Annotated in this window: 17 protein-coding genes; 8 read left to right on the forward strand and 9 right to left on the reverse strand. The window is 71.5% G+C overall.

What is annotated here, in order from left to right; all coding sequences use genetic code 11:
• Window positions 1-105 precede the first annotated feature (105 nt).
• From QZM15_RS11895 to QZM15_RS11920, 6 genes are all read right to left on the reverse strand, one after another.
• On the reverse strand, window positions 106-1869 hold the full coding sequence (locus QZM15_RS11895; protein WP_302106443.1) for an ABC transporter ATP-binding protein: 1764 nt from the start codon (window positions 1867-1869) through the stop codon (window positions 106-108).
• On the reverse strand, window positions 1866-3593 hold the full coding sequence (locus QZM15_RS11900) for an ABC transporter ATP-binding protein (RefSeq protein ID WP_302106444.1): 1728 nt from the start codon (window positions 3591-3593) through the stop codon (window positions 1866-1868). The genes QZM15_RS11895 and QZM15_RS11900 overlap by 4 nt, the downstream gene beginning before the upstream one ends.
• Complete coding sequence (locus QZM15_RS11905; protein ID WP_302106445.1) at window positions 3590-4642, reverse strand: Gfo/Idh/MocA family oxidoreductase; 1053 nt, start codon at window positions 4640-4642, stop codon at window positions 3590-3592. Before QZM15_RS11905 ends, QZM15_RS11900 begins: the two co-directional genes overlap by 4 nt.
• Complete coding sequence (locus tag QZM15_RS11910; RefSeq protein WP_302106446.1) at window positions 4639-10116, reverse strand: non-ribosomal peptide synthetase; 5478 nt, start codon at window positions 10114-10116, stop codon at window positions 4639-4641. Before QZM15_RS11910 ends, QZM15_RS11905 begins: the two co-directional genes overlap by 4 nt.
• On the reverse strand, window positions 10113-14504 hold the full coding sequence (locus tag QZM15_RS11915) for an amino acid adenylation domain-containing protein (protein ID WP_302106447.1): 4392 nt from the start codon (window positions 14502-14504) through the stop codon (window positions 10113-10115). The genes QZM15_RS11910 and QZM15_RS11915 overlap by 4 nt, the downstream gene beginning before the upstream one ends.
• Before the next feature lie 123 nt (window positions 14505-14627).
• A complete protein-coding gene (locus tag QZM15_RS11920; RefSeq protein WP_059584474.1) occupies window positions 14628-15569 on the reverse strand; it encodes a helix-turn-helix transcriptional regulator in 942 nt (313 codons plus the stop codon).
• Between the two features lie 214 nt (window positions 15570-15783).
• Between QZM15_RS11920 and QZM15_RS11925 the strand changes: the two genes are divergently transcribed.
• The 4 genes from QZM15_RS11925 to QZM15_RS11940 are packed head-to-tail and all read left to right on the forward strand — an operon-like array spanning window position 15784 to window position 19938.
• The gene (locus QZM15_RS11925) at window positions 15784-17436 is read left to right on the forward strand and encodes a (2,3-dihydroxybenzoyl)adenylate synthase (RefSeq protein ID WP_302106448.1); all 1653 of its coding nucleotides are present in this window, start codon (window positions 15784-15786) and stop codon (window positions 17434-17436) included.
• Window positions 17433-18206 (forward strand): thioesterase II family protein, encoded by a 774-nt coding sequence (locus QZM15_RS11930; protein WP_059584469.1) that lies wholly within the window; start codon window positions 17433-17435, stop codon window positions 18204-18206. The genes QZM15_RS11925 and QZM15_RS11930 overlap by 4 nt, the downstream gene beginning before the upstream one ends.
• Entirely contained in the window at window positions 18203-18508 is a 306-nt protein-coding gene (locus QZM15_RS11935) for an isochorismate lyase (protein ID WP_006484772.1), read from the forward strand. The genes QZM15_RS11930 and QZM15_RS11935 overlap by 4 nt, the downstream gene beginning before the upstream one ends.
• Window positions 18505-19938 (forward strand): isochorismate synthase, encoded by a 1434-nt coding sequence (locus QZM15_RS11940; RefSeq protein WP_302106449.1) that lies wholly within the window; start codon window positions 18505-18507, stop codon window positions 19936-19938. Before QZM15_RS11935 ends, QZM15_RS11940 begins: the two co-directional genes overlap by 4 nt.
• 13 nt (window positions 19939-19951) lie before the next feature.
• Here the strand turns inward: QZM15_RS11940 and QZM15_RS11945 are convergent, their stop codons facing one another.
• Window positions 19952-20836: a LysR family transcriptional regulator gene (locus tag QZM15_RS11945; protein WP_180278257.1), complete on the reverse strand. Its 885-nt coding sequence runs from the start codon at window positions 20834-20836 to the stop codon at window positions 19952-19954.
• A 78-nt stretch (window positions 20837-20914) separates the two neighbouring features.
• On the opposite strand from QZM15_RS11945, the gene QZM15_RS11950 reads away from it, so the two are divergent.
• On the forward strand, window positions 20915-22216 hold the full coding sequence (locus tag QZM15_RS11950; RefSeq protein ID WP_059584461.1) for an aspartate aminotransferase family protein: 1302 nt from the start codon (window positions 20915-20917) through the stop codon (window positions 22214-22216).
• Window positions 22217-22284: 68 nt separating this feature from the next.
• Here the strand turns inward: QZM15_RS11950 and QZM15_RS11955 are convergent, their stop codons facing one another.
• Window positions 22285-23034 (reverse strand): SDR family oxidoreductase, encoded by a 750-nt coding sequence (locus tag QZM15_RS11955; RefSeq protein ID WP_104012573.1) that lies wholly within the window; start codon window positions 23032-23034, stop codon window positions 22285-22287.
• 41 nt (window positions 23035-23075) lie between these two features.
• Here QZM15_RS11955 and QZM15_RS11960 point away from each other — a divergent pair, with 41 nt between their 5' ends.
• From QZM15_RS11960 to QZM15_RS11970, 3 genes are all read left to right on the forward strand, one after another.
• Window positions 23076-24053 carry an AraC family transcriptional regulator gene (locus tag QZM15_RS11960; RefSeq protein ID WP_302106450.1) on the forward strand — a complete coding sequence of 326 codons (978 nt, stop codon included), beginning with the start codon at window positions 23076-23078 and terminating at the stop codon, window positions 24051-24053.
• Window positions 24054-24126: 73 nt separating this feature from the next.
• Window positions 24127-24984 carry an AraC family transcriptional regulator gene (locus tag QZM15_RS11965; RefSeq protein ID WP_059584450.1) on the forward strand — a complete coding sequence of 286 codons (858 nt, stop codon included), beginning with the start codon at window positions 24127-24129 and terminating at the stop codon, window positions 24982-24984.
• Window positions 24985-25028: 44 nt separating this feature from the next.
• Window positions 25029-25436 (forward strand): DUF2000 domain-containing protein, encoded by a 408-nt coding sequence (locus tag QZM15_RS11970; RefSeq protein WP_059584448.1) that lies wholly within the window; start codon window positions 25029-25031, stop codon window positions 25434-25436.
• A 33-nt stretch (window positions 25437-25469) separates the two neighbouring features.
• On the opposite strand, the gene QZM15_RS11975 is transcribed toward QZM15_RS11970, so the two are convergent.
• On the reverse strand, window positions 25470-25820 hold the full coding sequence (locus QZM15_RS11975) for a VOC family protein (RefSeq protein ID WP_059584447.1): 351 nt from the start codon (window positions 25818-25820) through the stop codon (window positions 25470-25472).
• Window positions 25821-25938 lie beyond the last annotated feature (118 nt).

A 25938-nucleotide genomic window follows, 5' to 3' on the forward strand; every position in this document is an offset into this window, starting at 1 on the left:
CCGTATTTGATAATCATTCTCATTATCAAATAGAACCGGCAGGCGATTTTTCGATCGAGGGGCTTTTCCTATCGATTCCGGGCACGGCGGCCCGCATTGTTCACGTCACTGTTCGGATTCGGCCGGACGGGTTTCCTCGCCCCGGCCGGCGGGCGGCGCCCCGTCGGGCGGCTGGCCAGCGCGGGCGAACGACGCGTACCACGCATCGGTCTCGATCAGTTGCGCATGCGTGCCGGTCGCCCGGATGCGGCCCGCGTCGAGCACGACGATCGTGTCGGCGGCCGCCGCGAGCGCCGGCTGGTGCGTGACGACGATGCGCGTGCGCTGCCCGCGCAGCGCGACGAGACTGTCGCGCACGCGCCGCGCGCTCAGTTCGTCGAGGCTCGCGGTCGGCTCGTCGAACATCAGCACCGGCGCCCGCGCGAGCAGCGCCCGCGCGAGGCACGCCCGCTGGCGCTGCCCGCCCGACAGCAACTGGCCGCCCGGCCCCACGTCGGTGTCGAGGCCGTCCGGCAGGCGCTCGGCGTCGCGCAGCAGGCCGACCGCGTCCAGCGCGGCGCGCAGCTGCGCATCGGTCGCGTCCGGCCGCCCCATCCGCACGTTCCATGCGAGGCTGCCGCGAAACAGCCCGTTGTCCTGGAACACGAGGTTGCGCGTCGCGGCGAGCGTCGCCTCGCTCAGGTGCCGCACGTCCGAACGGCCGAGCAGCACGCGCCCGGCGCACGGATCGTCGAGCCGCGCGAGCAGGCCGAGCAGCGTGCTCTTGCCCGCGCCCGTGGGGCCGACGATCGCGACGAAGCCGCCCGCCGGACAATGCAGGTCGATCCCGTCGAGCAGCGTCGCGCCGCCGGCCGACCGATAGCCGACACGCACCGCATCGACGCTCGCATCGTGTACCGGCGTGCCGCGCTCAGGGCTGTCGAAACGCGGTGCATGCAGCACCGCGAGCACGGTGTCGAGCGCGCGCCAGCCGCCGCGCAATGCCTGGTCGAGCTGCGTGAGCTGCGCGAGCGGCTCGATGAAGCGCACGAGCAGCACGAGCACCGCCACGGCCGTCGCCGCGTCGAGCCGGCCGGCCGCGACGGCCCACGCGCCGCCGATCAGCATCGCGACGAATACGCCCTGCACCGCGCCCGCGAAGCCGAGTTCGATCGGCAGCGAGCGCCGCATCAGCGCGCGCGTGCGGCGATGCCGTTCGTCGAACGCGCGCTGCAGCGCCGCGCGCGCGTCGCCGTCCCGGCCCGCGAAGCGCAGCAATCCCTGATGCGCGGCGAAGGTCTGAAGCTGCACGGCCATGTCGCGATCGCCGGCGGCGCGCGCTTGTTCGAACGCGAGCGTGCGGGCGCCGCCACGCTCCAGCAGCGCGAACAGCAGCCCGGCCGCCGCCCCGAGGCACAACGCGATGCGCCAGTCGATCCACGCGAGCCCCGCGACCACCGCAAGCGGCGTGACGACCGCGCCGATCAACGGCCCGAGCAGATGCGCGGGAATCCCCATCGCCTGCATCACCGGCCCGCGCAACAACCCGGCCGGATGACTGTGGCGCACGGTCTGCCACGACGCGACGCGCGGCAGGTGCCGCACGAGGCGTTCGACGAGGCCGACGGCCAGCGCGCCGCCCGCGCGATAGCCGCGAAGCTGCGCGACGTACAGCACGAGCGCATGGCACAGCGTCAGCGCGCCGAGCACGGCCGTCCAGTGCAGCGCGGCCGCCTGCGCGCCGGCAAACCACGCGCGGATCAGCGGCACGAGCAGCAGCCCGCACGCGCCGTCGAGCAACGCGGCGGCCAGCGCCCAGGCCACGCCGCGCCACAGCGCGCGGCGCGTGTCGCGCGGCAGGCATTGCAAACGTTCGAGCGACTGCATCATCGTGCGGCCTCCCCGCCTGCGGCGCCGCGTTCGCGCCAGAGCCGCGCATACAGCCCGTGCGCGGCGAGCAGCGCCGCATGCGTACCGCGTTCGACGATGCGGCCGCGTTCCATCACGAGAATCTGGTCCGCGTGCCGGATCGCATCGAGATCGTGGCTGACGATCACGCGCGTGCGCGTGTCGGCGCGCAGCGCGTTGCGCAACGCGCGCCCGGTTTGCGGATCGAGCGCCGACGCCGGTTCGTCGAGCAGCAGCAACGGCGCGCGCGACAGCAGCGCACGCGCGATCGACAGCCGCTGCAGTTCGCCGCCGGACAGGCGCACGTCGCGCCCGCACACGCAGTCGTAGCCGCCCGGCAATGCGTCGATGCGCGCGTCGAGACAGGCCGCGCGCGCGGCGGCGCGAATCGCGTCGCGATCGGCATCGGGCCGGTACAGCGCGATGTTCGCGGCAATCGACACATCGTCGAGCGCCGTCGCTTGCTGGAACACCATCGCAACCTGTTCGCGGCGCGTCTGCGATGTGAGCCGCCGCAGATCGGCGCCGCCGAGCCGCACCGTGCCGCGATCCGGATCCATGAAGCGCGCGAGCAGCATCAGCAGCGTGCTCTTGCCCGCGCCCGACGGCCCGACGATCGCCGTGGTCGTGCCGGCCGCGATCGTCGCATCGATGTCGTGCAGGATCGGCTCGCCGTCGATGTCGACCTGCACGCCGCGCAGTTCGATCGACGCATCGCGCGGCACCTGCGCCGCGCTGTCGGCGGGTTCCTGCAGGCCCGGCTGCGCGAGCAACGCGTCGAGCCGCGCGGCGGCCGCGCGCGCCTCGCGCAACGCATCGGCGCCATGACCGAGCGCGCGCACCGGCGCCGCGATGGCCCAGACCAGCAGCGCGAACGCGCACAGCGTGCCGACCGGCAACTGCCCGGCCGTCAGCCACGTCGCGCCGAACACGACCCACGCAAGCAGGAACGGCGTGCCGAGCAGCACCTGCGTGCAGGCGCCGAGCCCGCCGATGCGGCCGACCCACGCCGAGAACGCGTGCGAGAAATGCCCGGCCGACGCCAGCGCGGCCGCCTCGATGCCGGTGCCCGGATACTGCCGCACGAGCGCCGGATTCTGCGCGAGCTGCGCGTAGTCGCCCATCAATCGTTCGAGCGCCGCGTTGCGCGCCGCGAAGGCCGGCGCGAATCGCGCCGAACGCATCCAGCGGAACAGCGCCGCACCGGCGGCGAGCGGCGCGAGCGCGAACGCGAGCAGCACGGGATTCAGGTAAAGCAGGCACGCGAACGCCGCGCACGGCACGACGACGAGCTGCGTGAGATCGGCCGGCGCATGCGCGACGAGCTGATGCAGCGCGCGCACGTCCTGATCGACGTGGCGCGCGACGCGGTCGCTGCCCGCGCGCGCGAACCAGCCCAGCGGCAAACGTTGCAGATGATCGGCGAGGCGCTTGCGCAGACGGTCGCCGAGATCGGCGTCGACGCGGTGCGTCAGGTGCAGCGCGACCGTCTGGCCGCCCAGCCAGCACGCGCCGGCCGCCACGGCGGCGACGAGCCACACGCGCCCGGCCGCGTCGAGCCGTGTCGCGACGCGCCATGCGTCGGCGAGCTGCGCGAGCGCGAGCCACGGCACCAGCGACGCGATGCCGGCCAGCGCCTGCAACGCCACCGCGGCGACGAGCGGCGCCGCGAACGGCCGCAACATCGAAAGCAGCGGCCCGTTCATGCGGCACGCTCCAGCAGCATGCCGAGCGTCGCGGCGCGCGCATCGCCCGGCGGCTGCTCCGGAAAACCGAGTTGCGCGGTCAACTGCTGCCAGACGCGCGCCACGTCGATGCCGCGCTGGTTGCACGCATCCAGCCCTTCGCCGGACACGAGCCGGTCGACCGCACGCACGGCGGCCTGCGGCCAGCTTCGCGCGTGAATCTCGCCCCACGTGTCCCGCGCGTCGTCGCAGATGTGGATGCTGGGCATGGTGTCGCCGGCCGGCTCGCCGAAGATCGGAAAGAGGCCGTCCTCGTCGGTCGCCGGCTCGCGCAGCGCGGGCGCCCACCACAGCGGGCCGTGCGGCGACGCGAGCGTCCAGGTGCCGGCGTCGGTCGTCAGCGTGATGCTGAACAACAGGCTCATCCGGCCGTCGTCGGCCGCCGCCATTTCGTTGTGCACGCGCAGCGACACCGGCGTTTCGGCGAGCACCATCGCGCATTCGCGCATCGACGACAGCGCCGGCCCGATCGGTTCGACCGACCACGGCCCGACACCCTGCAACGCGGCCGCGAGCACGTCGAGCGCCGCGTAGCTCGCCTGCACCGAGCACGCCACATCCGCATGCACGGGCGCGCTCGTCTCGCGCAGCCGTCGCGCGACCGCGATGAAGCGCGCGACGGCCGGCAGGTTCGGATAGAAGCTGTTGAGCAGGCAGCGGCGGCCCAGGCGCGACGCGGTGCGCAGCACGCCGTCCCATTCGTCGGGCAGCAGCGGATGCTCGATCACGACGTCGATCCCGCGTTCGAGCAGCCGGCACGCGAGCGCGGCGCCTTGCTCGCCACGCGCCGCGCCGCCGACGGCGACGCAGGCGACGCGCACGTCGTCGGGCAGCGCTTCGACGCGGTCGAACACCGGCGCGCCGACGCGCGCGGCCAACGCCGCGGTGCGCGCGCTGCCCCGCCCGAGAATGCCGGCGACGCGATACGAACCGGACGCCGCGAGGCCCGCCGCATAGAACTGGCCGAAACGGGAGCCGGCCACGACGACCGGCAGCGGATGGACCTTCATCGTGCCTCCTTCAGGTGCGTGTCGACGAACGCGGCGTTCAGGCAGTCGAAATGACCGCCGGGAATATCGACGGCGGTGATGCCGCCGAGCGCCTGCGCCGTCCAGTAATCGGTGAGCGCCGCGCGCTGCTGCGGAATCAGCGGATTGCAGCGCTCCGGCACGAACAGCCGCAGCGCGCCCGCATACGGCGCATCGCCGGCCCAGTGGCACGCCTGCACCGAATGCATGAAGAGCCGGTAAAGCCGTTCGCGCTCGTCGAGCAGCGGATGCGCGAGTTCGTCCTGCATCGACAGGCCGGCCGCCCCGCGCAGCACGCGGCGACGCAGCGCATCGACCGGCTCGCAGCAATCGCCGAAGATCTCGAGCTGCGCCTGCAGGCTGCCGGGCGCGAGCCGCGCGGGGTCGGCCTTCAACGCGTCGGCGAGCGCGTCGGCCAGCACGTACGTTTCCGGGAAGCCGAGCGCATCGAGCGGCAGCCCGAGCGTCGCCGCGAAGTTGAACAGCACGAGCCGTTCGTCCTCGACCAGATACGGAATCCGGTAGCTCGACACGATGTCGAGCGTGCGCACCGCGACGCCGAGCTGCACCAGCGACTTCGCCATTTCGAGCGCGACCAGCCCGCCCGAGCAATAGCCGAGCACGTCGACCTCGCGCACGCCGCTGCGCCACAGCGCCTCCGCGTAGCGCCGGCCCAGCGTCGCGTTCAGGTGGCGCACCGGCAGGTCGAGGTAGTCCTGCGCGTCGCGCACCGCGAAGCCGAGCACCGGGCCGAGCCGCGCGAGCGCGGGAAGCACCGGACGATACGCATGCACGGTGCCGAGCCCTTCGTGCACGATCACGCGCGACACGCCGTCGCCCGGCGCGAGCGGAATCGGGCGCACCGCCGCGCGCACGCGCGGCGCCGGCGCATGGACGACCACCGATGCAGGCGGCGTGCGCGAGGCGGCGCGCGCGGCCGTCGGCATCGCGCCCGCCGGCTGCGCGCTCGCGTCGCGCAGGCATTGCGCGAACGCGGCAGGCGTCGGCTGCGCGAGCACCCAGCGCAGCAGCCGGTCGAACGGATGCGCATGCGCGAGCGGTTCCTCGCCGCGCAGCCGCGACACGAGCTGCGCGATCAGCAGCGAATCGCCGCCCGCGGCGAAGAAGTCCTGATCCGGCGAGACGTTGCACGTATCGAGCACGGTTTCCCACAGGCCGATCAGCCGCGCCAACAGCGGATCGGCCGCCGGTGTGGGCGCCGGTCCGGCCACGGCCGGCGCCGGTTCGCGGATGTCGGCGATGCCGGCCAGCGTGCGGCGGTCGATCTTGCCGTTCGCGGTCACCGGCAAACGTTCGAGCACGCGCAGTTGCGACGGCACCATGTAGCCCGGCACGCGCTCGGCCACGAACGCCAGCAGCGCATCCGGCGCGAGGCGCGCCGCGCCGCGCTTCACATGCGCCAGCAGGATGTCGTAGCCGAGCGCGGCGAGCGGCGTGCCGGGCGCGACGCAACCGAGCGCGCGATCGCCCGTTTCGGCCTGCAGCCATTCGAGCCACTGCGCGTGCGGCACGAACAACCGCGCGGATGCGGCCCGCGCGTCGTCCGGCGTCTCCATCATCAGCGCCTGGCTGATGCTGATTTCCGGATGCTCGGCCGTCAGCTCCTGGATCACCCACCACGCGTCAGGCGCCGACAGCGCGCGCAAGCCGGCGATCAGCGCGACCGTGTCGCGCGCATTGTTCAGCGCGCCGGAGCTGATCGTCAGGTCGACCGAATGCGGCGCGATGCCCTGCGCATCGCATCGCGCGTTCATGTCGAAGCGCACGAAGCGCATCCACGGATACGCGGCGAAACGCTCGCGCGCGGCCGCGAGGAAGTAGCTCGACACGTCGCTGAACAAGTAATCGATGCGCGTGCCGGCTTCGACGAGCGGCGCGAGCGCATCGACGACCGCCCGCGTCGCGGCGGCCGTGCCCGCGCCGATTTCGAGGATGCGCCACGCGCGCCGAGGCTCGCGCGCGACGACCGCCCGCACGGCCTGCGCCATCCCGCGATGCAGCGCGCGGGCGTGCTCGCCGTCGCTGTACATCGCTTCGGCGATATGCGCGGTGCCTTCCGGGAACATCAGGCCGGCCGGCGATACGCTGCCGTCGATCTGCGCATCGAGGCATCCCGCGCTGGTGCGGAAATAATCGACGAGGACGGCCGGCCACAGATCGGGCGATGCGTGCTGCGCGAATGCATCCCAGCATGCGAGCGCGTCGACGACGCCGGCATCGGGCCGCATGCGCCAGCCGTCTTCGCCGTCCGCATCCAGCACGCCGTGCGCGACCAGCATCGCGAGCCAGTGCCGCAGCAGATGCCGTCGTGCCGCCGGCACACGCAGCCGCTCGCACAGCGTCGCGAAGCCGGTCGAGCCGTCGGCCGTCAGGCCGCCGGCCGGCACGATCCACGCGGCGAGCGACGCCACGCACGCCGTTTCGAGTTGCCCGACCGAACGCGACACGTCCGCCTGCGCGGGCCAGCGTGCCGTGTCGAATGCCGCACGCGCATGCGTCGCGATCTCGTGCAGCGCATCGTCCTGCGCCGACGGAGGCGCGTCCGCGCCGTGCAGCGACACGAAGCTCGCGAGCCGGCGCTCCGCGCCGTCGCCGAGCACGATCGTCGCGGCCGCGCCGACGAGCGGATGCGCGGTCAGCGCCGCGTCGATCTCGGCCAGCTCGATCCGGTAGCCCCGGATCTTCACCTGATCGTCCTGCCGGCCGAGGAATTCGAGCGCGCCGTCGGCCCGCACGCGCCCGAGGTCGCCGGTGCGGTAAAGCCGGCGCCCGTCCGGATGACGGATGAACCGTTCGGCCGTGCGCACGGGATCGTTCGCATAGCCCGTCGCGAGCCCGACGCCGCCAATGTGGATCTCCCCGCGCACACCGGGCGGACACGGCCGGCCAAGTGCGTCGAGCACTTCCATCGTCTGCCCGGTCAGCGCGCGGCCGTACGGAATGCTCGCGAGCCGTGTGTCGTCCGGACGGATCGGATGCTCGATCGACCAGATCGACGCCTCGGTCGCGCCGCCGAGGCTGAACAGCGCGCTGTCGGGCCAGCGGCGCCACCAGCGGGCCGGCAGCGTCACCGGAATCCAGTCGCCCGACCACAGCACGCGGCGCGGGCCCGGCACGTCGAGCGCCGGCTCGCCTTCGAGGTAGTCGATCAGCATCTGCCCTTGCGCGGGCACCGAGTTCCACAGCGTCACGCGGTGGCGCGCCATCAACTCGGCCCAGTGCGACGGATCGTTGCCGCGCGCCGGGTCGGGCAGCACGACGCACGCCCCGCGCGCGGTCGCGCCGAAAAAGTCGTACACGGACAAGTCGAAGCTCAGTTCGGCCAGGCCCAGCACCACGTCGCCCACGCCGACCGCATGCCGCGCGTTGATGTCGGCGAGCGTGTTGCACACCGCCGCGTGGCTCAGCATCACGCCCTTCGGCTCGCCGGTGGAGCCCGACGTGTAGATCACGTAGGCCAAGGCATCGGGGGCGACGTCGCGTGCGGCGCGCGGCGGCCATTGCGGATCGATCGGCAATGCATCGATATCGATGCGCACGCAACCATCGTGTTCGAACGCGAGTGCCTGCACGCTGACGACCGCGCGCACCCGCGCATTGCGCAGGATCGCCTGCTGCCGCAGCGCCGGCTGGCGGCTGTCGACCGGCACGTACGCGGCGCCCGCCTGGACGATCGCGAGCACGGCCGCGAGCTGGTGCGCGCACTTCGGCATCAGCACCGCGACGGTATCGCCCACGCCGACGCCGGCCCGTTCGAGCGCGCCGCGCAGCGCCGCCGCATGTTGCGCGACCTCGCGGTACGTGCGTGCGCCCCGCGCATCGATCACGACCGGCGCATCCGGCGTGCGCAGCGCCTGCGCGGCGAACCCGGCCGCGAGATGCGTATCGGCGTCCGGATGCACGTCGGCGACGGGCGCGGCGGACAGCAATACGATGTCGCCCGCGCGCGACCACCATTCGGCATCGTCGGCCAGCCGGCCCAACAGCGCGACATACGCATCGAACATCGCGGACGGCATGCCGTGCGGAAACAGGTCGTCGCGTACGTCCCAGCCGATTTCCAGCCCGCCGAACTGGTCGGTCACCTGGCAGTCGAGCCACACCTGCGGCGTCTGGCTGATCATGTAGCGCGGCGGTTCGGCGCGCGCCGCGTGCTCGCCGAGCAGGCGCCCGACGCTGCCGATCCCGCTCGTGAACACCACCGGCATCAGCGCCGCATCCTTGCCGCGCCGCCGCGCGAGTTCGCGCATCACGTCGACGCCGGTGAACGCGCGATGGTCGAGATCGTCGAACATCCGCGCGCCGATCGCCCGGGCACGCTCGACGAAATCGCGCCCGTGCGTCGCGTCGACGGCGAGCAGGCTCAATGCGGTGAAATCGCCGAGCACCCCATCGATGCGCGGATGCACGGGCGGACGGTTCAGCACCGTCAGGTTCAGGCAGAACGCCGGCGCCTGGCTCCAGCGGCCGACGACGTCGGCGAACGCGGCCAGCGCGACGCTCGCCGCGCTCAGCCCGAAACGGCTCGCATGGCTGCTCAGCGCGGCCCATTGCGCGCGATCGAGCCGCGCATGCCGATGCGTGAAGCGCGGCCGCCCGTCGGCGCGCAGCGCGGGCACGATCGGCAGATCGGGACGTGCGGGCAGATCGTCGAGCCGGGCAAGCCACCACGCCTTGTCGCGTGCATGGTCGGCACGCGTCGCGGCCTGCACTTCATGCATCACATAGTCGCGGAACGTCGCGTCGAGCGGCGCCGGTTGCCATTGCGGATCGTCGTAACGACGCCGCCATTCGGCGAGCAGCAACTGCAGGCTCGCGTAGTCGATCAGCGTGAAATCCACGGACAGGTGCAGCACCGCGCCGTCCGGCCCGACGCTCACTTCCGGCTGCAGCACCGGCCAGCGGTCGAGCGCGTGCACCGCATGGTCGAGGCGCTCGCGCACGCGGTTCAGGTGGGCGTCGAATGCGTTCGCGTCGGCGTCGCGCAGGTCGTGCACGGTGAGTGGCTGCCACGGCACGTCGGGCAGCACGCGCTGCCATGCGTTGTCCTCGACGATCGCGCGCAGCATCGGATGGCGGGCGACGCACGCATTCCACGCGGCTTCGAAACGCACGCAGTCGAGATCCTTCGGTTCGTCGTATTCGACGTACAGATGGCAGGCGCTGCCGCCGAAGTCGAACGATTCGTGCCGGCCGAGCACGTACGCGGCCTGTACCGGCGTCAGCGCGAACCGTTCGTACTGGCGCGCCGGATCGCTGCGCCACGCGCCGCCCTGAAGGAAACGGACGAACGCATCGCGTTCGGCCTTGATGCGCGCGGCGAGATCCGCGTCGAGCGCGCCGGCCGGCGCGCGATAGCGCAACTGGCCGCCGTCGTCGCACCACAGTTCGATCTGCCGTTCGCGGCAGAGATCGAGCACGTCGTCGAAGCTCACAGCACGCCCTCCTCGATCGTCGCGAACGATGCGTCGCCATCGGCAGGCGCCGCAGGCGTCAGTGCGTCGAGCTGCGCCGCGAGACCGGCGAGCGTCGGCTGCCGGTAGAACGCGGCCATCCCGATCCGCACGCCGAGCCGCTCGCGCAGTTGCGCGAGCAGCCGTGTCGCGAGCAGGCTGTCGCCGCCGAGCGAGAAGAACGTCGCGTCACGCGCGTTCGCCGCGCGGCCGAGCGCCTGCTCCCAGCAGGCGAGCAATGTCGCGTGCCGATCGTCGGCCGGCACGAACGCGTCGTGCGCGGCCGGTGCGTCGCCGAGCGCGCGCGCGAGCGCGTCCCCCACCGCCCGGCGATCGATCTTGCCGTTCGCGTTCAGCGGCCAGCGCGGCGCCCACCACAGCGCATCGGGGCGCATCGCGTCGGGCAACCGGTCGCGCAGCCAGTCGGCCAGCGCCGCCTGCGCGATCGGCTCGCCGGTCCGGCGCGCATCGATGCACGCGAACGCCGCCGAGCGCCAGCTCCGCGCATCGACCGCAAAGCCGCATGCGTGCGCGGCCGCCGCGAGCGCGTCGTGGGCGAACGGCCGCGGCGGCGACGCATCGCCCACGACGCCCGCGACGAGTTCGCGCAGCGGCGAATCGCGCAGCACGTCGGCGAGCAGCAGGCGGCCGTCCCGCGCGAGCAGCGCGGCCGCGATCCGGAACGTGTCGCGCGGATCGTCGCGCAGGTGCGCCGCCGCGAAACTGATCACGCAATCGAATGCGCCGAGATGACGGGCGGGCAGCAAGCCGTCCTGCATCGTCTGCAACGCGGGCAGCGTTCGCGTGAAGCGCGCCCGGGCGTCGTGCAGCAGGCCGGGCGACACGTCGAACAGCGTCACGTCGAAACGCGGATCGTCGAGCACGCCGAGCCCCGCATCGAGCGCCTGGCCCGCGCGCGCATCGAGCACCGCGACGCGCAATGCCCCTGCGTGTGCCGCGGCCTGCGCGTCCAGCGCGGCGGCGAACGCGCGCAACGCGCGGGCGCCGTCCGGCAAACGCGTCGCGAACGCGAGCGGCGCCACGCACGGGTCCAGCGGCACGCGCTGCGCGGCGGTATCCGGCTCGGCGGCGAGCGCGCGCAGCGCGGCCGTCAGCTCGTCGAGATCGGTTGCCTGCCAGTCGAGCCGATCGAGCGCCGCGTCGATGGCCATCGATGCGTCGCCGTTTGCGTGCCAGTGCGCACGCAGCGACGGCGGCAGGCCCGCGCCCTCATCGAGCAGCCGGCCGGCGACGGCACGCGCGACGGCCGCTTCCGCCGGCATCGTATCGGCCATGCCGGCCTCGACGAGCGATGACGGCGCCGTGTCCGCTGCCGCGCGATCGGCGGGCACGAACGCCGCGACGATGCGCGCGGCCTCGCCGTGGACGACGCTCGCGCACGCGCCGTCGATCAGCGGATGCACGGCCAACGCCGCCTCGATCTCGCCGAGTTCGATCCGGTGCCCGCGCACCTTCACCTGCCGATCCTCGCGCCCGAGAAATTCGAGCGTCCCGTCCGGCCAGTAGCGGCCGCGATCGCCGGTGCGATACCAGCGCCCCGACGCGTGTTGCACGAAGCGCTGCGCGGTCAGCTCGGGATCGTTCCGGTAGCCGCGCGCGAGACTGTCGCCGCCGATCAGCAATTCGCCCGGCACGTAATCGGGCGCATCGCGCCCGTCGGCATCCACGACGCGATACGCCTGCCCCGGCAATGGCCGGCCGTACGGAATCGAACGCCAGTGCGGCGGCACGTCGTGCACCGTCTGCACGTTGGACCAGATGCCGGCCTCGGTCGCGCCGCCGAGCGCGTGGAACGCACAGGCATCGCCGCAGCGCTCGCGCAGCCGCGCCGGCAGGTCGAGCGCGATCCAGTCGCCGGACAGCAGCGCCGCGCGCACGCTCCGGCACGCGTCGCTCGCCGCCGGCACGGCCAGCGCCATTTCCAGCAGCGCGGGCGCCGAGTTCCACAGCGTCACGCGGTGCTGCGCGATCAGCTCGATCCAGCGCGCCGCATCGCGCGCTTCGTCCTGCGTCGGCAGCACGAGTTCGGCGCCCACCCCGAGCGCGCCGAACAGGTCGTACACCGACAGATCGAAATCGAGCGCCGACACCGCGAGCAGCCGGTCGTCCGCGCTCACGCCGAGCAGCGCGTCGATCGCATCGATCGTGTTGATCGCCGCCGCGTGCGTCATCTCGACGCCCTTCGGCACGCCGGTCGAACCGGACGTGTAGATCACGTAGGCCGTCGCCTGCGGCGCGACCGCGAGCGGCGCGGCCAGCGGCGCATGCCGCAGCAACGCGGCGATGCCGACATGCGGCAGCGGCCCGTCCGCGCATGCGATGTCGCCGATCGCCGCTTTCACGCCTGCCGCGCGCTCGATCAGCGCCTTGCGCGCGACCGGCTGCGCGACGTCGAGCGGCACGTAGCACGCGCCGGCCGCCAGCACGCCGAACACGGCCGCGACCTGCGCGGGACCGCGCGGCAGGCTGATCTCGACGGCATCTCCGTGCCCGATTCCGGCCGCCCGCAACCCGCCCGCGACCGCGAGCGCCTGCGCGGCCAGTTCGCCGCGCGTCACCGCGCGGTCGCCGCATCGCAGGGCCACGGCGGCCGGCTCGCGCGCGGCCAGCGCGAAGAAATCGTGATGCAGCGTGCGCGCGCGGCCGCAGGCCGGCAACGCGTTGAGCGTATCGCGCACGCGCCGCTGCGCGGACGGCAGCTCGACCGCGATCGGCCACCGCCAGTCGCGATCGCACAGCGCCTGCACGAACGCGACATACGCGCCGAACATCGCGTCGATCATCCCGTCCGGGAACAGGCCGTCGACGCTGTCCCACGCGAGCAGCGCGCCGCCCGGCACGCGATAGAGCTGATGGTCGAGCCATACCTGCGGCGTCTGCGAAATCATGTCGTGCAGATCGCCGAATACCTGCGCGAACGCGTCGGGCACGAACGATTCGTCGCCGAGGTTGCACGAGAACACGACGGGCGCCCCGCGCGGCATGCCCTGCCGACGCGCATCGCGCAGCACGTCGAGCGCCGGATACGCGGCGTGCGCGATCGCACCGTGCAGCCGCTGCTGAAACGCACGCACCGTATCGGCCGCGCTCGCATCGGCGCGCACGTCGCATTCGACGAGCAACAGCGTCGTGAAATCGGCGATCACGCGGCCCAGGTCGGGCGCATCGCCGTGCCGGTCGAACAGCGGCACGTTCAGCAGGAATGCCTGCCGGCCGCTCCAGCGCGCGAGCACGGCCGCGAACGCCGCGCCGAACACCGACGACAGCGTGACGCCGTGCTGCGCGGCGCGCGCCTGCAGGCGCGCGAGCTCGTCCGTGCTCAGCGTATGCGCGACGCGGCTGAAACGCGGCGCGCGGATTGTTTCCGGCGCACGGGCGAGCGGCAGCGCGGGCCCTTCCGGCAACGTCGCGAGCCGCGCCTGCCACGCGTCGCGCGCCGCGGCGCGTGCATCGCGCGTTTCGGCCGCGCGACGCGCGAGCCAGGCCGGGAACCACGTCGACGGCGCGGCGGGCAGCGCCGACGGCTCGGCATACGCGACGCCGATCTCCTGCATCAGCAACCGCACGCTGTCGACGTCGGCCGCGAGCAGATCGACACTGAGCCACACGCGATCCTCGCCGCCGGGCATCTGCACGAGTCCCATCATGAACACTTGCGCGTGCTCGACGTCGAGGCATTCGTGCGACCGGAACGCACGCAGCGACACCCATTCGGCCTGCGCATCGGCCGCCGTCCGGTCGCGCCAGTCCGCATGCGCGAACACCGGCGCATTCGACTCGGCGAGGATCTGCTGGCGGCCGCCGTCGAAACGCGCGCGCAGCATCGGATGACGCTCGCGCACGCGCCGGCATGCGATGTCGAGACGAACGGGATCGATCGCGCGGCTGCGGAATTCGAGAAACGCGTGACAGCTCACGTTGCCGAGCACTTCGCCGTCGCCGCGGCCGAGCCAGTACGCCTGCTGCACCGCGGACAACTCGAACGGCGCGTGCACGTCGACCGCTTCGGCAGCGACGACGGCCTCCGCCCGAGCGGCGCGAGCGGCCCGAGCGACAGGCGGCGCATTCGCGAACAACGCGGCCCACGCGCCGAGCGTCGGCGTGCGCGCGAGCGCATCGAACGTCAGCGCATGGCCGAGCCGGTTCAAGCGCGTCTGCAGATACATCAGCCGGATCGAATCGAGGCCGCAGCTCAGCAGGTCCTCGTCGTCGTCAAGCGACGCGATTTCATCGACGGATTCGTCGAGCAGCTCGGCGATCAGCTCGACGAGCCGCGCGCGAAAATCAGTAGGAGAACAACAGGAAGGATCGGAATGGTCGGTCGTGGAATCGACAACGGTCTGGCTCATGGGCACGCCTTGTATGGGTCGTTCGGCGGCGGCTCCGCGCGGCGGCGGCCACCTGTGAATGAGAATCTATCTCATTAACACCCATGCGCCCGGTCGATTCCTTTAGGCTGCCGGTCAGTTGTTTTAGATCGCCGCGCCCGCCAGTTCCTCGTGGTCGATCGCGTTCGACGACACGCGAATATCGCTCGGCGAAATGCCGTAGCGCTTGCGGAACGCGATCGAGAAATGCGCGGGGCTGTAGCCGACGCGGTACGCGACGGTCGATACGTTCGCATCCTCCGCGCACAGCATCGCGTGCGCGGTCCGCAGCCGGTATTCCTGCAGATACGCGTACACGCTCGTGCCGAACACCTTGCGGAAACCGGCCGTCAGCTTGCGCGAATTCATCCCGACGCGCGCCGCGAGCGCGTCGAGCGTCGGCGGATGCTGGAGCTCGCGCGTCAGGATGTCGCTCGCCGCGTACACGCGCTCGACATCCGACGACGTGACGCGCACGTCGGCCGGCGCGGACTGCCGCTGCGTGGCCAGCAACTGCGCGCTCAGCGCGGTCAGCTCGAACGCCTTCGCCTTCAGGTAGTACTCGCGCACGGCCCCCTCGAACGGACAGGTGGCGATCTGCACGGCAAGCGCCTGCAGCGCCTTCGACGCCGGGCAACTGACGATGCGCGGATCGCCGCCCGTCGGCGCGAGCAGCTTCTCCGGCAGCAGGCTCAGGTTGCGGTCGAGCGCATCGAGGCCGAGCTGCACGATCGTGTAGCGCAGCGGCACGTCGCGGTCGTAGATCTGGTGCGTCGTGAATTCGCCGTCGTTGGCGATCACGCACAGGCCCGGCCCCTTGATGCATTGCTCGGGCTGGCCCGGCACGCGGCAGCGCAACTGCCCGCTCTGCACGAGGACGAGCTTCAGCCCTTTTTCGAGCGGCTCCTCGTACCAGTCGCGGCTATCCGAGCACAGCGTGCCGCTCATGAGTTTCATGCCCGCGTCGATGTGCACCACGCCCGGGTGATTGCCGGGCACGAGCACCGGCGGGTGACGTCGTGACGAAGCGAAGGAGGTCGATCTCATCGGAGGTCCGTTGGTTAGGCGGCACGCGCGGACCGGCACGCACCGGCAGCCGGCCGATTGTCCGGCCGGATTGGCCGGGCGCCGCGCGACCGGCGCCTGATCGAACGAAATTGCCGCGATATCGAAAGAAACGGCGCTATCGCAGCACCCGTTCCAAATGATAATACCTCTCATTTACATTTTCTGACAACTTGCCGGAACCCAAGGTCAGCGCATGCAACCCTCCCCTTCCTCCCTGGCGGCGGCCGTGCCGGCCGACGCGCCCGACTGGCCCGACGACTTCGCGCGCCGCTATCGCGACGCCGGCTACTGGCAGGACACGACGTTCTTCGACGCGCTCGACGCGTGCGCGCGGCGCCATCCCGACGCGCTCGCCATCGTCGACGGCGCGCGCCGCCTGCGCTATCGCGATCTGCTGGCGCGCATCCGCCGCCTCGCGGGCGGCCTCGCACGGCTCGGCCTCACGCGCGGCGACGCGGTCGTCGTCCAGTTGCCGAACGGCGCGCGCTTCATCGAGACCTGCTTCGCGCTGTTCCAGCTCGGCGTGCGGCCGGTGCTCGCGCTGCCGGCCCACCGTCACTACGAGATCGGCGCGTTCTGCCGCTTCGCCAGTGCGCGTGCTTACCTCGGCGCGTCGCGACTCGGCGATTTCGACTGCCAGCCGCTGGCGGCCGCCTTGCAGGCCGACTGCCCGACGCTCGAGCACGTCGTGATGGCCGGCGACGATCACGCATTCACGTCGTTCGACGCGCTGTACGACGCGCCACCCGTGCACGCCTGCGCGGCGCGCGCCGACGACATCGCGTGCTTCCAGTTGTCGGGCGGCACGACCGGCACGCCGAAGCTGATTCCGCGCCGCCATCGCGAGTACCTGTACAACGTGCGCGCGTGCAGCGCCGCGAGCGGTGTCGATGCCGACACCGTCTACCTCGCCGCGCTGCCGATGGCGCACAACTTCACGCTGTGCTGCCCCGGCACGATCGGCGCGCTGCTCGCGGGCGGCCGGGTCGTGACGACCTCCCGGCCCGAGCCCGACCAGAGCTTCGCGCTGATCGCGCAGGAACGCGTCACGCATACCGCGCTCGTGCCGCCGCTCGCGCTGCTGTGGCTCGACGAGCAGCCGCAACGGCAGGCCGACCTGTCGAGCCTGCGCGTGCTGCAGGTCGGCGGCGCCCGGCTGATGGACCACGCGGCCGCACGCGTGACGCCCGTGCTCGGCTGTCGATTGCAGCAGGTGTTCGGCATGGCCGAAGGGCTCATCTGCTGCACGCGGCTCGACGATACGCCCGAGCGCATCGCGCGCACGCAGGGCCGCCCCGTCTCCGAAGGCGACGAAGTGCGCATCGTCGACGAAGCCGGCGCACCGGTCGCGCCCGGCGAAATCGGCGAACTGCAGGTACGCGGCCCGTACACGATCCGCGGCTACTATCGGCTCGCGGAGCACGACGCGACGGCGTTCACGGCCGACGGCTTCTACCGCAGCGGCGACCGCGTGCGGCGCACCGCGGACGGCGACCTCGTCGTCGAAGGCCGCGACAAGGATCAGATCAACCGCGGCGGCGAGAAGGTCTCGGCCGAGGAAGTGGAGAACCTGCTGCTCGCGCATCCGCAGGTGCACGACGCGGCGGTCGTCGCGATGCCCGACCCGATGCTCGGCGAGCGGACCTGCGCGTTCGTCGTCGCACGCGCGCCTGCTCCGTCCAGACTGATGCTGAAACGCTACCTGCGCGACTGTGGGCTCGCGGCCTTCAAGATCCCCGATCGCATCGAATTCATGCCGCGCTTTCCGGAAACCGGCATCGGCAAGACCAGCAAGAAATCGCTGCGCGACCTGTTGCGCCGCCAGTTGCAGGCGGCGGCCGCATGAGCGCGCGCCCGACCGAGTCGAACTGGATTCGCGAGTTGCGGCTGTCGCCGTGCCCGCGCGCGCAGCTCGTCTGCTTTCCGCACGCGGGCGGCACCGCGAATTTCTTTCGCGGCTGGAGCCGGGCGCTGCCGTGGGACGTCGATCTGCTCGCGCTGCAGTATCCGGGCCGCGAGGAACGCTTCGGCGAGCCGTGCCTGCACTCGATCGACGCGCTCGCCGGCCCCGCCGCCGACGCGCTGCAACGCCATGCACACGCGCCGCTCGTGCTGTTCGGGCACAGCCTCGGCGCCGCGCTCGCGTACGAGGTCGCGGTGCGGCTCGAGGCGCGCGGCGCCGCGCCGCTTTACGTGGCTGTTTCCGCGCTGCCGCCGCCGCATCGCCAGCGCCCGTCGGATCTGCACCTGCAATCCGACGACGCGCTCATCGGCGACGTCGCCCGGCTGTCCGGCGAGCACGCCGCGCTGCTCGCCGACCCGGAAATGCGCGCGATCTACCTGCCGATGATCCGCGACGACTACCGCGCGATCGAAACGTATCGGCGCGAGCGTCCGCCGCGCATCGATGCGCCGCTCGGCGTGATGCTGCCGCTCGCCGATACCGAGCTCGACAGCGACGAGGCGCATGCGTGGCAGGACGTCGCGACGCGCCCGATCCGCGTCGCGACGTTCGACGGCGACCACTTCTACCTGCGGCACCAATACCCGGCGGTGATCGCCCATCTGGTCGAACGGATCGACCAGTCCCTTCGTTACGGAAAGGAGTACACATGAAAACACCGGACGCCTGCACGGGGCTGCCCGACATTCGCGAAGCGATCGATCGCCTGGACGCCGACATCATCGACGCGCTCGGCCGGCGCATGCAGTACGTAAAAGCCGCGTCGCGCTTCAAGCCGGACGAGGCGAGCATCGCCGCGCCGGAGCGGGTGGCCGCGATGCTGCCCGACCGGCGCCGCTGGGCCGAACAGGCCGGCCTCGACGCCGACTACGTCGAGACGCTGTTCGCCCAGCTCATCGCGTGGTACATCGCGCAGCAAACCCAATACTGGCGACAACAGCGGGGGCTCGCATGACCGCCGGCCTTCCGCTGCTGCACGACACGTTCGCGCGGGCGGCCCGCCGCGCCGCCGCCACCAGCACGCCGACGCTGGCGTCGGTCTCGGTGCCGCTGCGCGCGCTCGACTTCTTCGACCTGATCGCCGCGTGGGACGACGGCGTCACGCCGTGGTGCTTCCACGAAGCCGGCGATGCGTCCGTCACGCTGTTCGGCTGGGACTGCGCAGTCGAACTGAGCGCCGCCGGCGACACGCGCTTCGCGCAGATCGACGCGCGCTGGCGCACGCTCGTGCGCGACGCGGTCACGGCCGGCCCGCAGCCGCCGCGGCTCGTCGGCGGCTTCCGGTTCGATTCGCGGGGCCCGCGCAGCGCGCACTGGTCGCCGTTTGCCGATGCGAGCATGACGCTGGCGAAGCTGCTGATCGTGCGCGAAGGCGATGCGCACTGGGCCGTCTGCCAGCAGGTCGTCTCCGCCCACGACGATCCGGCCGCGCTCGCGCATGCGTGTCTTGCACGGATCGACTCGCTCGGCGCCCTTGCGCCGGCCGCGGAGGACGAGGCGCCGCAACTGCTGCACACGCAGGCGCTGCAGGCGAGCGAATGGCAGCACGAAGTCCGTCGCGCGGTGGACGCGATCCACGACGGCGCATTCGGCAAGGTCGTGCTCGCGCGCGACGTGCTCGAGCAGTACGCGCGGCCGGTCGCGATCGCGCCGCTGCTGCGCCGGCTGCGGCGGCGCGACGCGCATGCGCACCTGTTCGCGGTCCGTCGCGAAGGGGCGTGCTTCGTCGGCGCCACGCCGGAACGGCTCGCGCGTGTCGCGGCCGGCGACGTGCGCACGCATGCGCTGGCCGGCACGATCCGGCGCGGCGCCACGCCCGACGACGATCGTGCGCTCGGCGCCGCACTGATGGCTTCGGCGAAGGAGCGGCTCGAACACGCGCTCGTCGTCGACGCCATCCGCGCCGCGCTCGGGCCGCTGTCGCGCGCGCTCGACGTGCCCGATCGACCGTCGCTGCACCGGCTGCCGAAGCTGCAGCACCTGAGCACGCCGATCCGCGCGACGCTGAATCCGGATGCGTCGCTGTTGCAGGTCGTCGCCGCGCTGCACCCGACGCCCGCGGTCGCCGGCCATCCGCGCGCACCGGCGCTCGACCACATCCGTGCGCACGAAGGCTTCGATCGCGGCTGGTATGCGGCGCCGATCGGCTGGATCGATGCGCACGGCAACGGCGATTTCATCGTCGCGCTGCGCTCGGCACTGGTCGCGGGCGGCGCGTGCCGGCTGTTCGCGGGCTGCGGCATCGTCGCCGATTCCGAGCCGGCCAACGAATATCAGGAAACCGAACTGAAGCTGTCGGGCATGCGGGCGGCGATCCGCGTGTGCGATACGGCGGCGGCCGTGCGTGACCGCACGCCCGCGTCGGCCTCGTCGACGGTCGACTGATTCGCGCCGGCCGTCAAAGCAACGGCAGCGTTTGCCGGATATGGTCGGCGAAAGCGGCCGTCAGGTGCGACGGGCGCTTCCGGTCGAACCGCAGCGTAATGCCCACGGCCGGCAACGGCGGCAAGTGCGGGTCGCCGTTGACGATCGCGAGGTCGGCCGGCACGGCCGTCTGCGTCATCACCGCGAACGCCTGCCCCGAGCGCACCAGCGCGATCAGCCCGGCGAGGCTGCTGCTCGCATACGCGACGCGATAGTCGCGGCCGGCGCGGTTCAACGCGTCGCACGCCGCGAGGTGATCGAGCGTATCGCGATCGGACAGCGCGAGCGGCAGCGGATCGAAATGCGCGGGCTCGAGCCCCGGATAGCCGATCCACACCAGTTGCTCGCGGCGAATGATGTCGTCGGTCGCGCCGTCGTCGGGCACGGAGATCATCGCCAGATCGACCGCGCGCTTCTCCAGGTGTTCGACGAGCCGCGGCGTCGGCCCGCACACGACTTCGACGATCGCCTGCGGATGCTGGCTCGAAAACTGCCGCAGCAGCGACGGCAGCCACACTTGCGCGTAATCGTCAGGGCACCCGAACCGGATCGTCCCCGACAGCCCCGTGCCGCACAGGTCGGCCATCGCCTCGTCGTGCAGCCGCAGGATGCGCTGCGCATGCACGAGCAGCCGCTCGCCCGGATGCGTGAGCACCACGCCCCGGCCGGTGCGCTGGAACAGCGGCTGGTCGACGGCCTCTTCGAGCCGCTTCATCTGCTGGCTGAGCGCGGATTGCGTGCGGCCGACCCGCGCGGCCGCGCGGCTCAACGCGCGCACCTCGGCGATCACGACGAACGAGCGCAGCAGGTCGATTTCGAGCGAAAGCGCCAAGGTATTAGCCCCTCTTCTAGCTTGCATTAGAACTATTCGTTTCCATCAAACCAGACGCGCGCCTAGACTGCAAGCGATCCCTGCCCTTTTGCCCGGAGCCGCCCGATGTCCCTGAACGACGACGCAACCTTCTGGCGCAACGCCACGCAGCACCTGGTCCGCTACGGCGGCACGTTCGAGCCGATGATCGTCGAGCGCGCGAAAGGCAGCTTCGTCTACGACGCCGACGGCCGCGCGATCCTCGATTTCACGTCGGGCCAGATGAGCGCGGTGCTCGGCCACAGCCATCCGGAAATCGTGTCCGTCATCGGCGAATACGCGGGCAAGCTCGATCACCTGTTCAGCGGGATGCTGTCGCGGCCGGTCGTCGATCTCGCGACGCGCCTCGCCGACATCACACCCGCCGGGCTCGACCGCGCGCTGCTGCTCAGCACCGGCGCGGAATCGAACGAGGCGGCGATCCGGATGGCGAAGCTCGTCACCGGCAAGTACGAGATCGTCGGCTTCGCGCAGTCGTGGCACGGGATGACGGGCGCCGCCGCATCGGCCACCTACAGCGCGGGCCGCAAGGGCGTGGGCCCCGCGTCGGTCGGCTCGTTCGCGATTCCGGCCCCGTTCGCGTACCGGCCGCGCTTCGAGCGCAACGGCGCGTACGACCCGCTCGCCGAACTCGACTACGCGTTCGACCTGATCGACCGGCAGTCGAGCGGCAACCTCGCCGCGTTCATCGCGGAGCCGATTCTCAGCTCGGGCGGGATCATCGAGCTGCCGGAAGGCTACATGGCCGCGCTCAAGCGCAAGTGCGAGGCACGCGGGATGCTGCTGATCCTCGACGAGGCGCAGACGGGCGTCGGCCGCACCGGCACGATGTTCGCGTGCCAGCGCGACGGCGTGACGCCCGACATCCTGACGCTGTCGAAGACGCTCGGCGCCGGGCTGCCGCTCGCGGCGATGGTCACGTCCGCGGCGATCGAGGAACGCGCGCACGCGCTCGGCTACCTGTTCTACACGACGCACGTGTCCGATCCGCTGCCCGCCGCCGTCGGCCTGCGCGTGCTCGACGTCGTGCAGCGCGACGGCCTCGTCGCGCGCGCGAACACGATGGGCGAGCGGCTGCGGCGCGGCCTGCTCGACCTGATGGAGCGCTTCGACTGCATCGGCGACGTGCGCGGGCGCGGGCTGCTGCTGGGCGTCGAGATCGTCAAGGATCGCCGCACCAAGGAGCCGGCGGACGGGCTCGGCGCGAAGATCACGCGCGAGTGCATGAAGCTCGGGCTCAGCATGAACATCGTGCAGTTGCCCGGCATGGGCGGCGTGTTCCGGATCGCGCCGCCGCTGACCGTCAGCGAAGACGAGATCGATCTCGGCCTGTCGCTGCTGGAGCAGGCGATTACCCGCGCGCTTTAGCGCCCGTCGCCGCCTCGCCCGGTCCGTCGCACCGGTTCAACCCGCCGGCGCGACGGACGCCCGATCGTTCAACCCGCTTCCGCCGCCCACGCCTGCGCATCCGCGCCGGCCGGAATACGCATCGGGCTCGACGGATCGGTCGCCGCGCGCCACACGGCTTCGGCGACGTCCTGCGCATGCGTGATCGGCCCCGACGCATCGAGCATCCGCGCCACGGCCTTGCCGACGAAGTCCGCATACGCTTCGTGCTCGAAGCCGTGCATGTGGGACCGTGCGTTGTCGGCGAAACGCGTGTCGGGCGCGCGGCCCGGCAGCACCAGATGCGCGCGCACGCCGAACGGCGCGAGTTCGACCGCCATCGATTCGGTGAACGCATTCACCGCCGCCTTGCTTGCCCGATACGCGCCGACCAGCGGCAGCGCCTTCAGCGTGACGCTCGACGTGACGTTCACGACCACGCCGGCGCCGCGCGCGCGAAACTGCGGCAACACGGCCTGCGTCACTGCGATCGTGCCGATCGTGTTGGTGTCGAACAGCGCGCGCACCGTATCGAGCGGCGTGAGCTCGGCCGGTGCGGCCGCGCCGAAGCCCGCGTTGTTGACGAGCACGTCGATCGGGCCGGCGGCGTCGATCGCGGCGCGAATGCTGTCCGCGTTCGTCACGTCGAGCGGCAGCACGCGCAAGCGCTCCGACGGCGGCAGCACGTCGTCGGCCGGCTTGCGCATCGTCGCGACGACCTGCCAGTCGCGCGCCAGAAAATGCCGCGCGATTTCGAGGCCGAAGCCGGAAGAACAGCCGGTAATGAGTACGGTCTTCATGTGAACTCCTGGGGGGTGTTGAGCACGTGTCCGTACGATAGATGGCGGGAGCCGTATTCGCTACAATCGACAATCCGCTTTTCTTTTGCGAGAGTCCGGCGATGATCGACCCGCTGACCGAAGTCGTGACGCTGCTGCAACCGGGCGCGCGGTACTCGAAGTACGTGCGCGGCGCGAGCCCGTGGGCGATCAACCGCACGGTCGCCGGCGAGCCGTTCTATTGCGCGGTCCTCGACGGCGGCTGCCGGATCGCGATCGACGGGCATGCGCCGATCGAACTGCTGGCCGGCGACTTCATGCTGATTCCGGCGGCCTACGGCGTCGCGATGTCGAGCCTCGAACCGCCGCCGCCGGGCGTCGACACCGCGCCGCCCGTCATGCTCGACCACGGCGAATACCGGATCGGCGATCCGGCCAACCCGGTCGACACGCGGATGATGGCCGGCAACTGCAGTTTCGGTTCGCCCGATGCATCGCTGCTGGTGTCGCTGCTGCCCCGCTTCGTGCACGTGCGCGGCGAACCGCGGCTGACCACGCTCGTGCAACTGGTGCGCGACGAATCTCGCGCACAGCGGCCTGCCCGCGAGATCGTGCTGGCGCGTCTGCTCGAAGTGCTGCTGATCGAGGCGCTGCGGTTCACGACCGGCACGCACGCGTCGCCCGGGCTCGTGCGCGGGCTCGCCGACAGCCGCCTCGCGGCCGCGCTGCGCCGGATGCACGAACGCCCCGCGCACCCGTGGACGATCGTCGAACTCGCGAAGGAAGCCGCGCTGTCGCGCTCGACGTTCTTCGAACGCTTCAGCCGCGCGGTCGGCGTCGCGCCGATGGCATACCTGCTGACGTGGCGCATGGCGCTCGCGAAGGATCTGCTTCGCCGCAACGAAGGCCGCATCGCGGAAATCGCGGCGCGCGTCGGCTACAGCTCGGCGAGCACGTTCAGCGTCGCGTTCGCGCGGCATGTCGGCCGGCCACCCGCGCAATATGCGCGCGACGAACAGGCGGCGGTGAACGGAGCATGAACCGCACGCGCCTCCGCTGTTCCGCCGCCTGCTTAGAGGGTCCGTCACACAACGACGACGTGAGAGGTAGCCGATGACGACAGATGCGAAAGCCACCGGCGAACCCGACCACTGGCTCGTCGCGCGCCGCGACGCGGAAACCGGCATCGAAAGCCTGCACGCGCATTTCAACGGCCATGCGTACGACGCGCATGACCACGACGACATGCTGGTCGGCTTCACCGAACAGGGCGTGCAGCGCTTCCAGTGCCACCGCTCGCTGCATACGAGCGTGCCGGGCCGCGCGATCCTGATCGAGCCGGGTGCGATGCACGACGGCCACGCGCCCGAAGCCGGCGGCTTCACGTACGGGATGCTGTACCTGCCGCAGGCGTGGGTCGAGCGCGCCGCGCGCCGGCTCGACCTGCCGGGCCTCGGCAGCGTCGAAGCCACGTTCGGCCACACGCTCGTCGACGATCGCGGCCTCGTCGATGCGATCCGGAACGCGTTCTTCGCGCTCCACGACAACGAAGGCCGGCTCGCGCGCGACCAGACGCTCGACCGCCTGCTGATGCGGCTCGGCAGCCATCTGGGCGGCCCGCTTGTGCTGGAAAGCGGCGTCGTGCCGCCCGCGATCGCACGCGTGCGCGACCTGCTGCACGAACACATGGGCGACAACATCGGCCTCGACGAACTCGCGAGCGTCGCCGGCATCGACCGGTTCCGGCTGACGCGCATGTTCCAGCGCGCGTTCGGCACGTCGCCGCACGCGTACCTCGTGCGTTTGCGGCTGCGTGCCGCGCGCCGGCTGCTGGCCGCCGGCCGCACGCCCGCGCAGGCGGCCGCCGACGTCGGCTTCGCGGACCAGAGCCACCTCGGCCGCTGGTTCCGCCGCGCGTACCGGATCACGCCGGCCGCGTACCGGCAACTCTGCACAAACGTTCCAGACTGATCGCGCGCGGCGTCGGATCATGGGCGCTCCAACCAGGAGCAAGCATGTTCGATACCAAAGTAGCGCTGATCGTGCGCGACGATCTCGCCGCGTGGCAGAAACTCAATGTCGTCGCGTTTCTCGCGACGGGCGTCGCAGCCGGTGCGCCCGATGCGCTCGGCGAGCCTTACGAGGATGCGGCCGGGCGCCGCTACGGCCGGATGCTCGGCCAGCCGATGCTGGTGTTCGCGGCCGATCTGAACGGATTGCAGGCCGCGCACCGGCAAGCGCTGTCGCGCGAGTTGACGATCGTGCCCTACGTGCGCGCGATGTTCTCGACCGGGCACGATGCGGCCAACCGCGAAGCGTTTCGCGCCGAGGATGCGGAGAATCCCGATCTGGTCGGGTTGGCGTTGCGCGGGCCGAAGAAGGCCGTGGACAAGGCGGTGAAGGGGCTCGCGTTGCATGCGTGAACGCCGGCGGCGTGCCCGGCTCGCCGTCGCCGGTCAGCGATGCGAGAGCACGTTGACGAGCTTGCCGAACGGATCGCGCACGTAAAACCGCCGTACACCCCACGGCTCGTCGGCCGGGCCGTATTCGACGGGCACGCCGGCCGCATGAACACGCGCAAGCGCTTCGTCGAGATCGTCGACCTCGATCGACAGATCGGGCGTCGGCGTGCCCGATCCGCCCTGCGACGCGAAGCTGATCTGCACGTCCATCTGCTCGGCGTTGCCGTAGGTCGCGATCCAGCCGTGGTCCATCAGCAGGTCGAGGCCGAAGATGTGCCGATAGAAGCGCTTTGCGTCGTCGATCGAGCGTGTGTCGATATTGGCGACGATTCGTTTGACCTTCATCGGTTTGCTCCGGGAAGCGAGGAAGTCGCCGATTCGACTACGATCGAAGCCGAATCGGCTGCGGATTCGCTACACAAACGGGAATGGCCCCCATCGTACCGACACATCCGGAAACAAC

The sequence above is a fragment of the Burkholderia sp. AU44665 genome (assembly GCF_030504405.1).
GTDB classification, from domain to species: domain Bacteria; phylum Pseudomonadota; class Gammaproteobacteria; order Burkholderiales; family Burkholderiaceae; genus Burkholderia; species Burkholderia semiarida.

Bases quoted from the DNA above. Each gene is read 5' to 3' on its own strand.
- QZM15_RS11895 (WP_302106443.1), bottom strand. From the start codon at position 1,869: ATGATGCAGTCGCTCGAACGTTTGCAATGCCTGCCGCGCGACACGCGC.
- QZM15_RS11900 (WP_302106444.1), bottom strand. From the start codon at position 3,593: ATGAACGGGCCGCTGCTTTCGATGTTGCGGCCGTTCGCGGCGCCGCTC.
- QZM15_RS11905 (WP_302106445.1), bottom strand. From the start codon at position 4,642: ATGAAGGTCCATCCGCTGCCGGTCGTCGTGGCCGGCTCCCGTTTCGGC.
- QZM15_RS11915 (WP_302106447.1), bottom strand. From the start codon at position 14,504: ATGAGCCAGACCGTTGTCGATTCCACGACCGACCATTCCGATCCTTCC.
- QZM15_RS11920 (WP_059584474.1), bottom strand. From the start codon at position 15,569: ATGAGATCGACCTCCTTCGCTTCGTCACGACGTCACCCGCCGGTGCTC.
- QZM15_RS11925 (WP_302106448.1), top strand. From the start codon at position 15,784: ATGCAACCCTCCCCTTCCTCCCTGGCGGCGGCCGTGCCGGCCGACGCG.
- QZM15_RS11930 (WP_059584469.1), top strand. From the start codon at position 17,433: ATGAGCGCGCGCCCGACCGAGTCGAACTGGATTCGCGAGTTGCGGCTG.
- QZM15_RS11935 (WP_006484772.1), top strand. From the start codon at position 18,203: ATGAAAACACCGGACGCCTGCACGGGGCTGCCCGACATTCGCGAAGCG.
- QZM15_RS11940 (WP_302106449.1), top strand. From the start codon at position 18,505: ATGACCGCCGGCCTTCCGCTGCTGCACGACACGTTCGCGCGGGCGGCC.
- QZM15_RS11945 (WP_180278257.1), bottom strand. From the start codon at position 20,836: ATGCAAGCTAGAAGAGGGGCTAATACCTTGGCGCTTTCGCTCGAAATC.
- QZM15_RS11950 (WP_059584461.1), top strand. From the start codon at position 20,915: ATGTCCCTGAACGACGACGCAACCTTCTGGCGCAACGCCACGCAGCAC.
- QZM15_RS11955 (WP_104012573.1), bottom strand. From the start codon at position 23,034: ATGAAGACCGTACTCATTACCGGCTGTTCTTCCGGCTTCGGCCTCGAA.
- QZM15_RS11960 (WP_302106450.1), top strand. From the start codon at position 23,076: ATGGCGGGAGCCGTATTCGCTACAATCGACAATCCGCTTTTCTTTTGC.
- QZM15_RS11965 (WP_059584450.1), top strand. From the start codon at position 24,127: ATGACGACAGATGCGAAAGCCACCGGCGAACCCGACCACTGGCTCGTC.
- QZM15_RS11970 (WP_059584448.1), top strand. From the start codon at position 25,029: ATGTTCGATACCAAAGTAGCGCTGATCGTGCGCGACGATCTCGCCGCG.
- QZM15_RS11975 (WP_059584447.1), bottom strand. From the start codon at position 25,820: ATGAAGGTCAAACGAATCGTCGCCAATATCGACACACGCTCGATCGAC.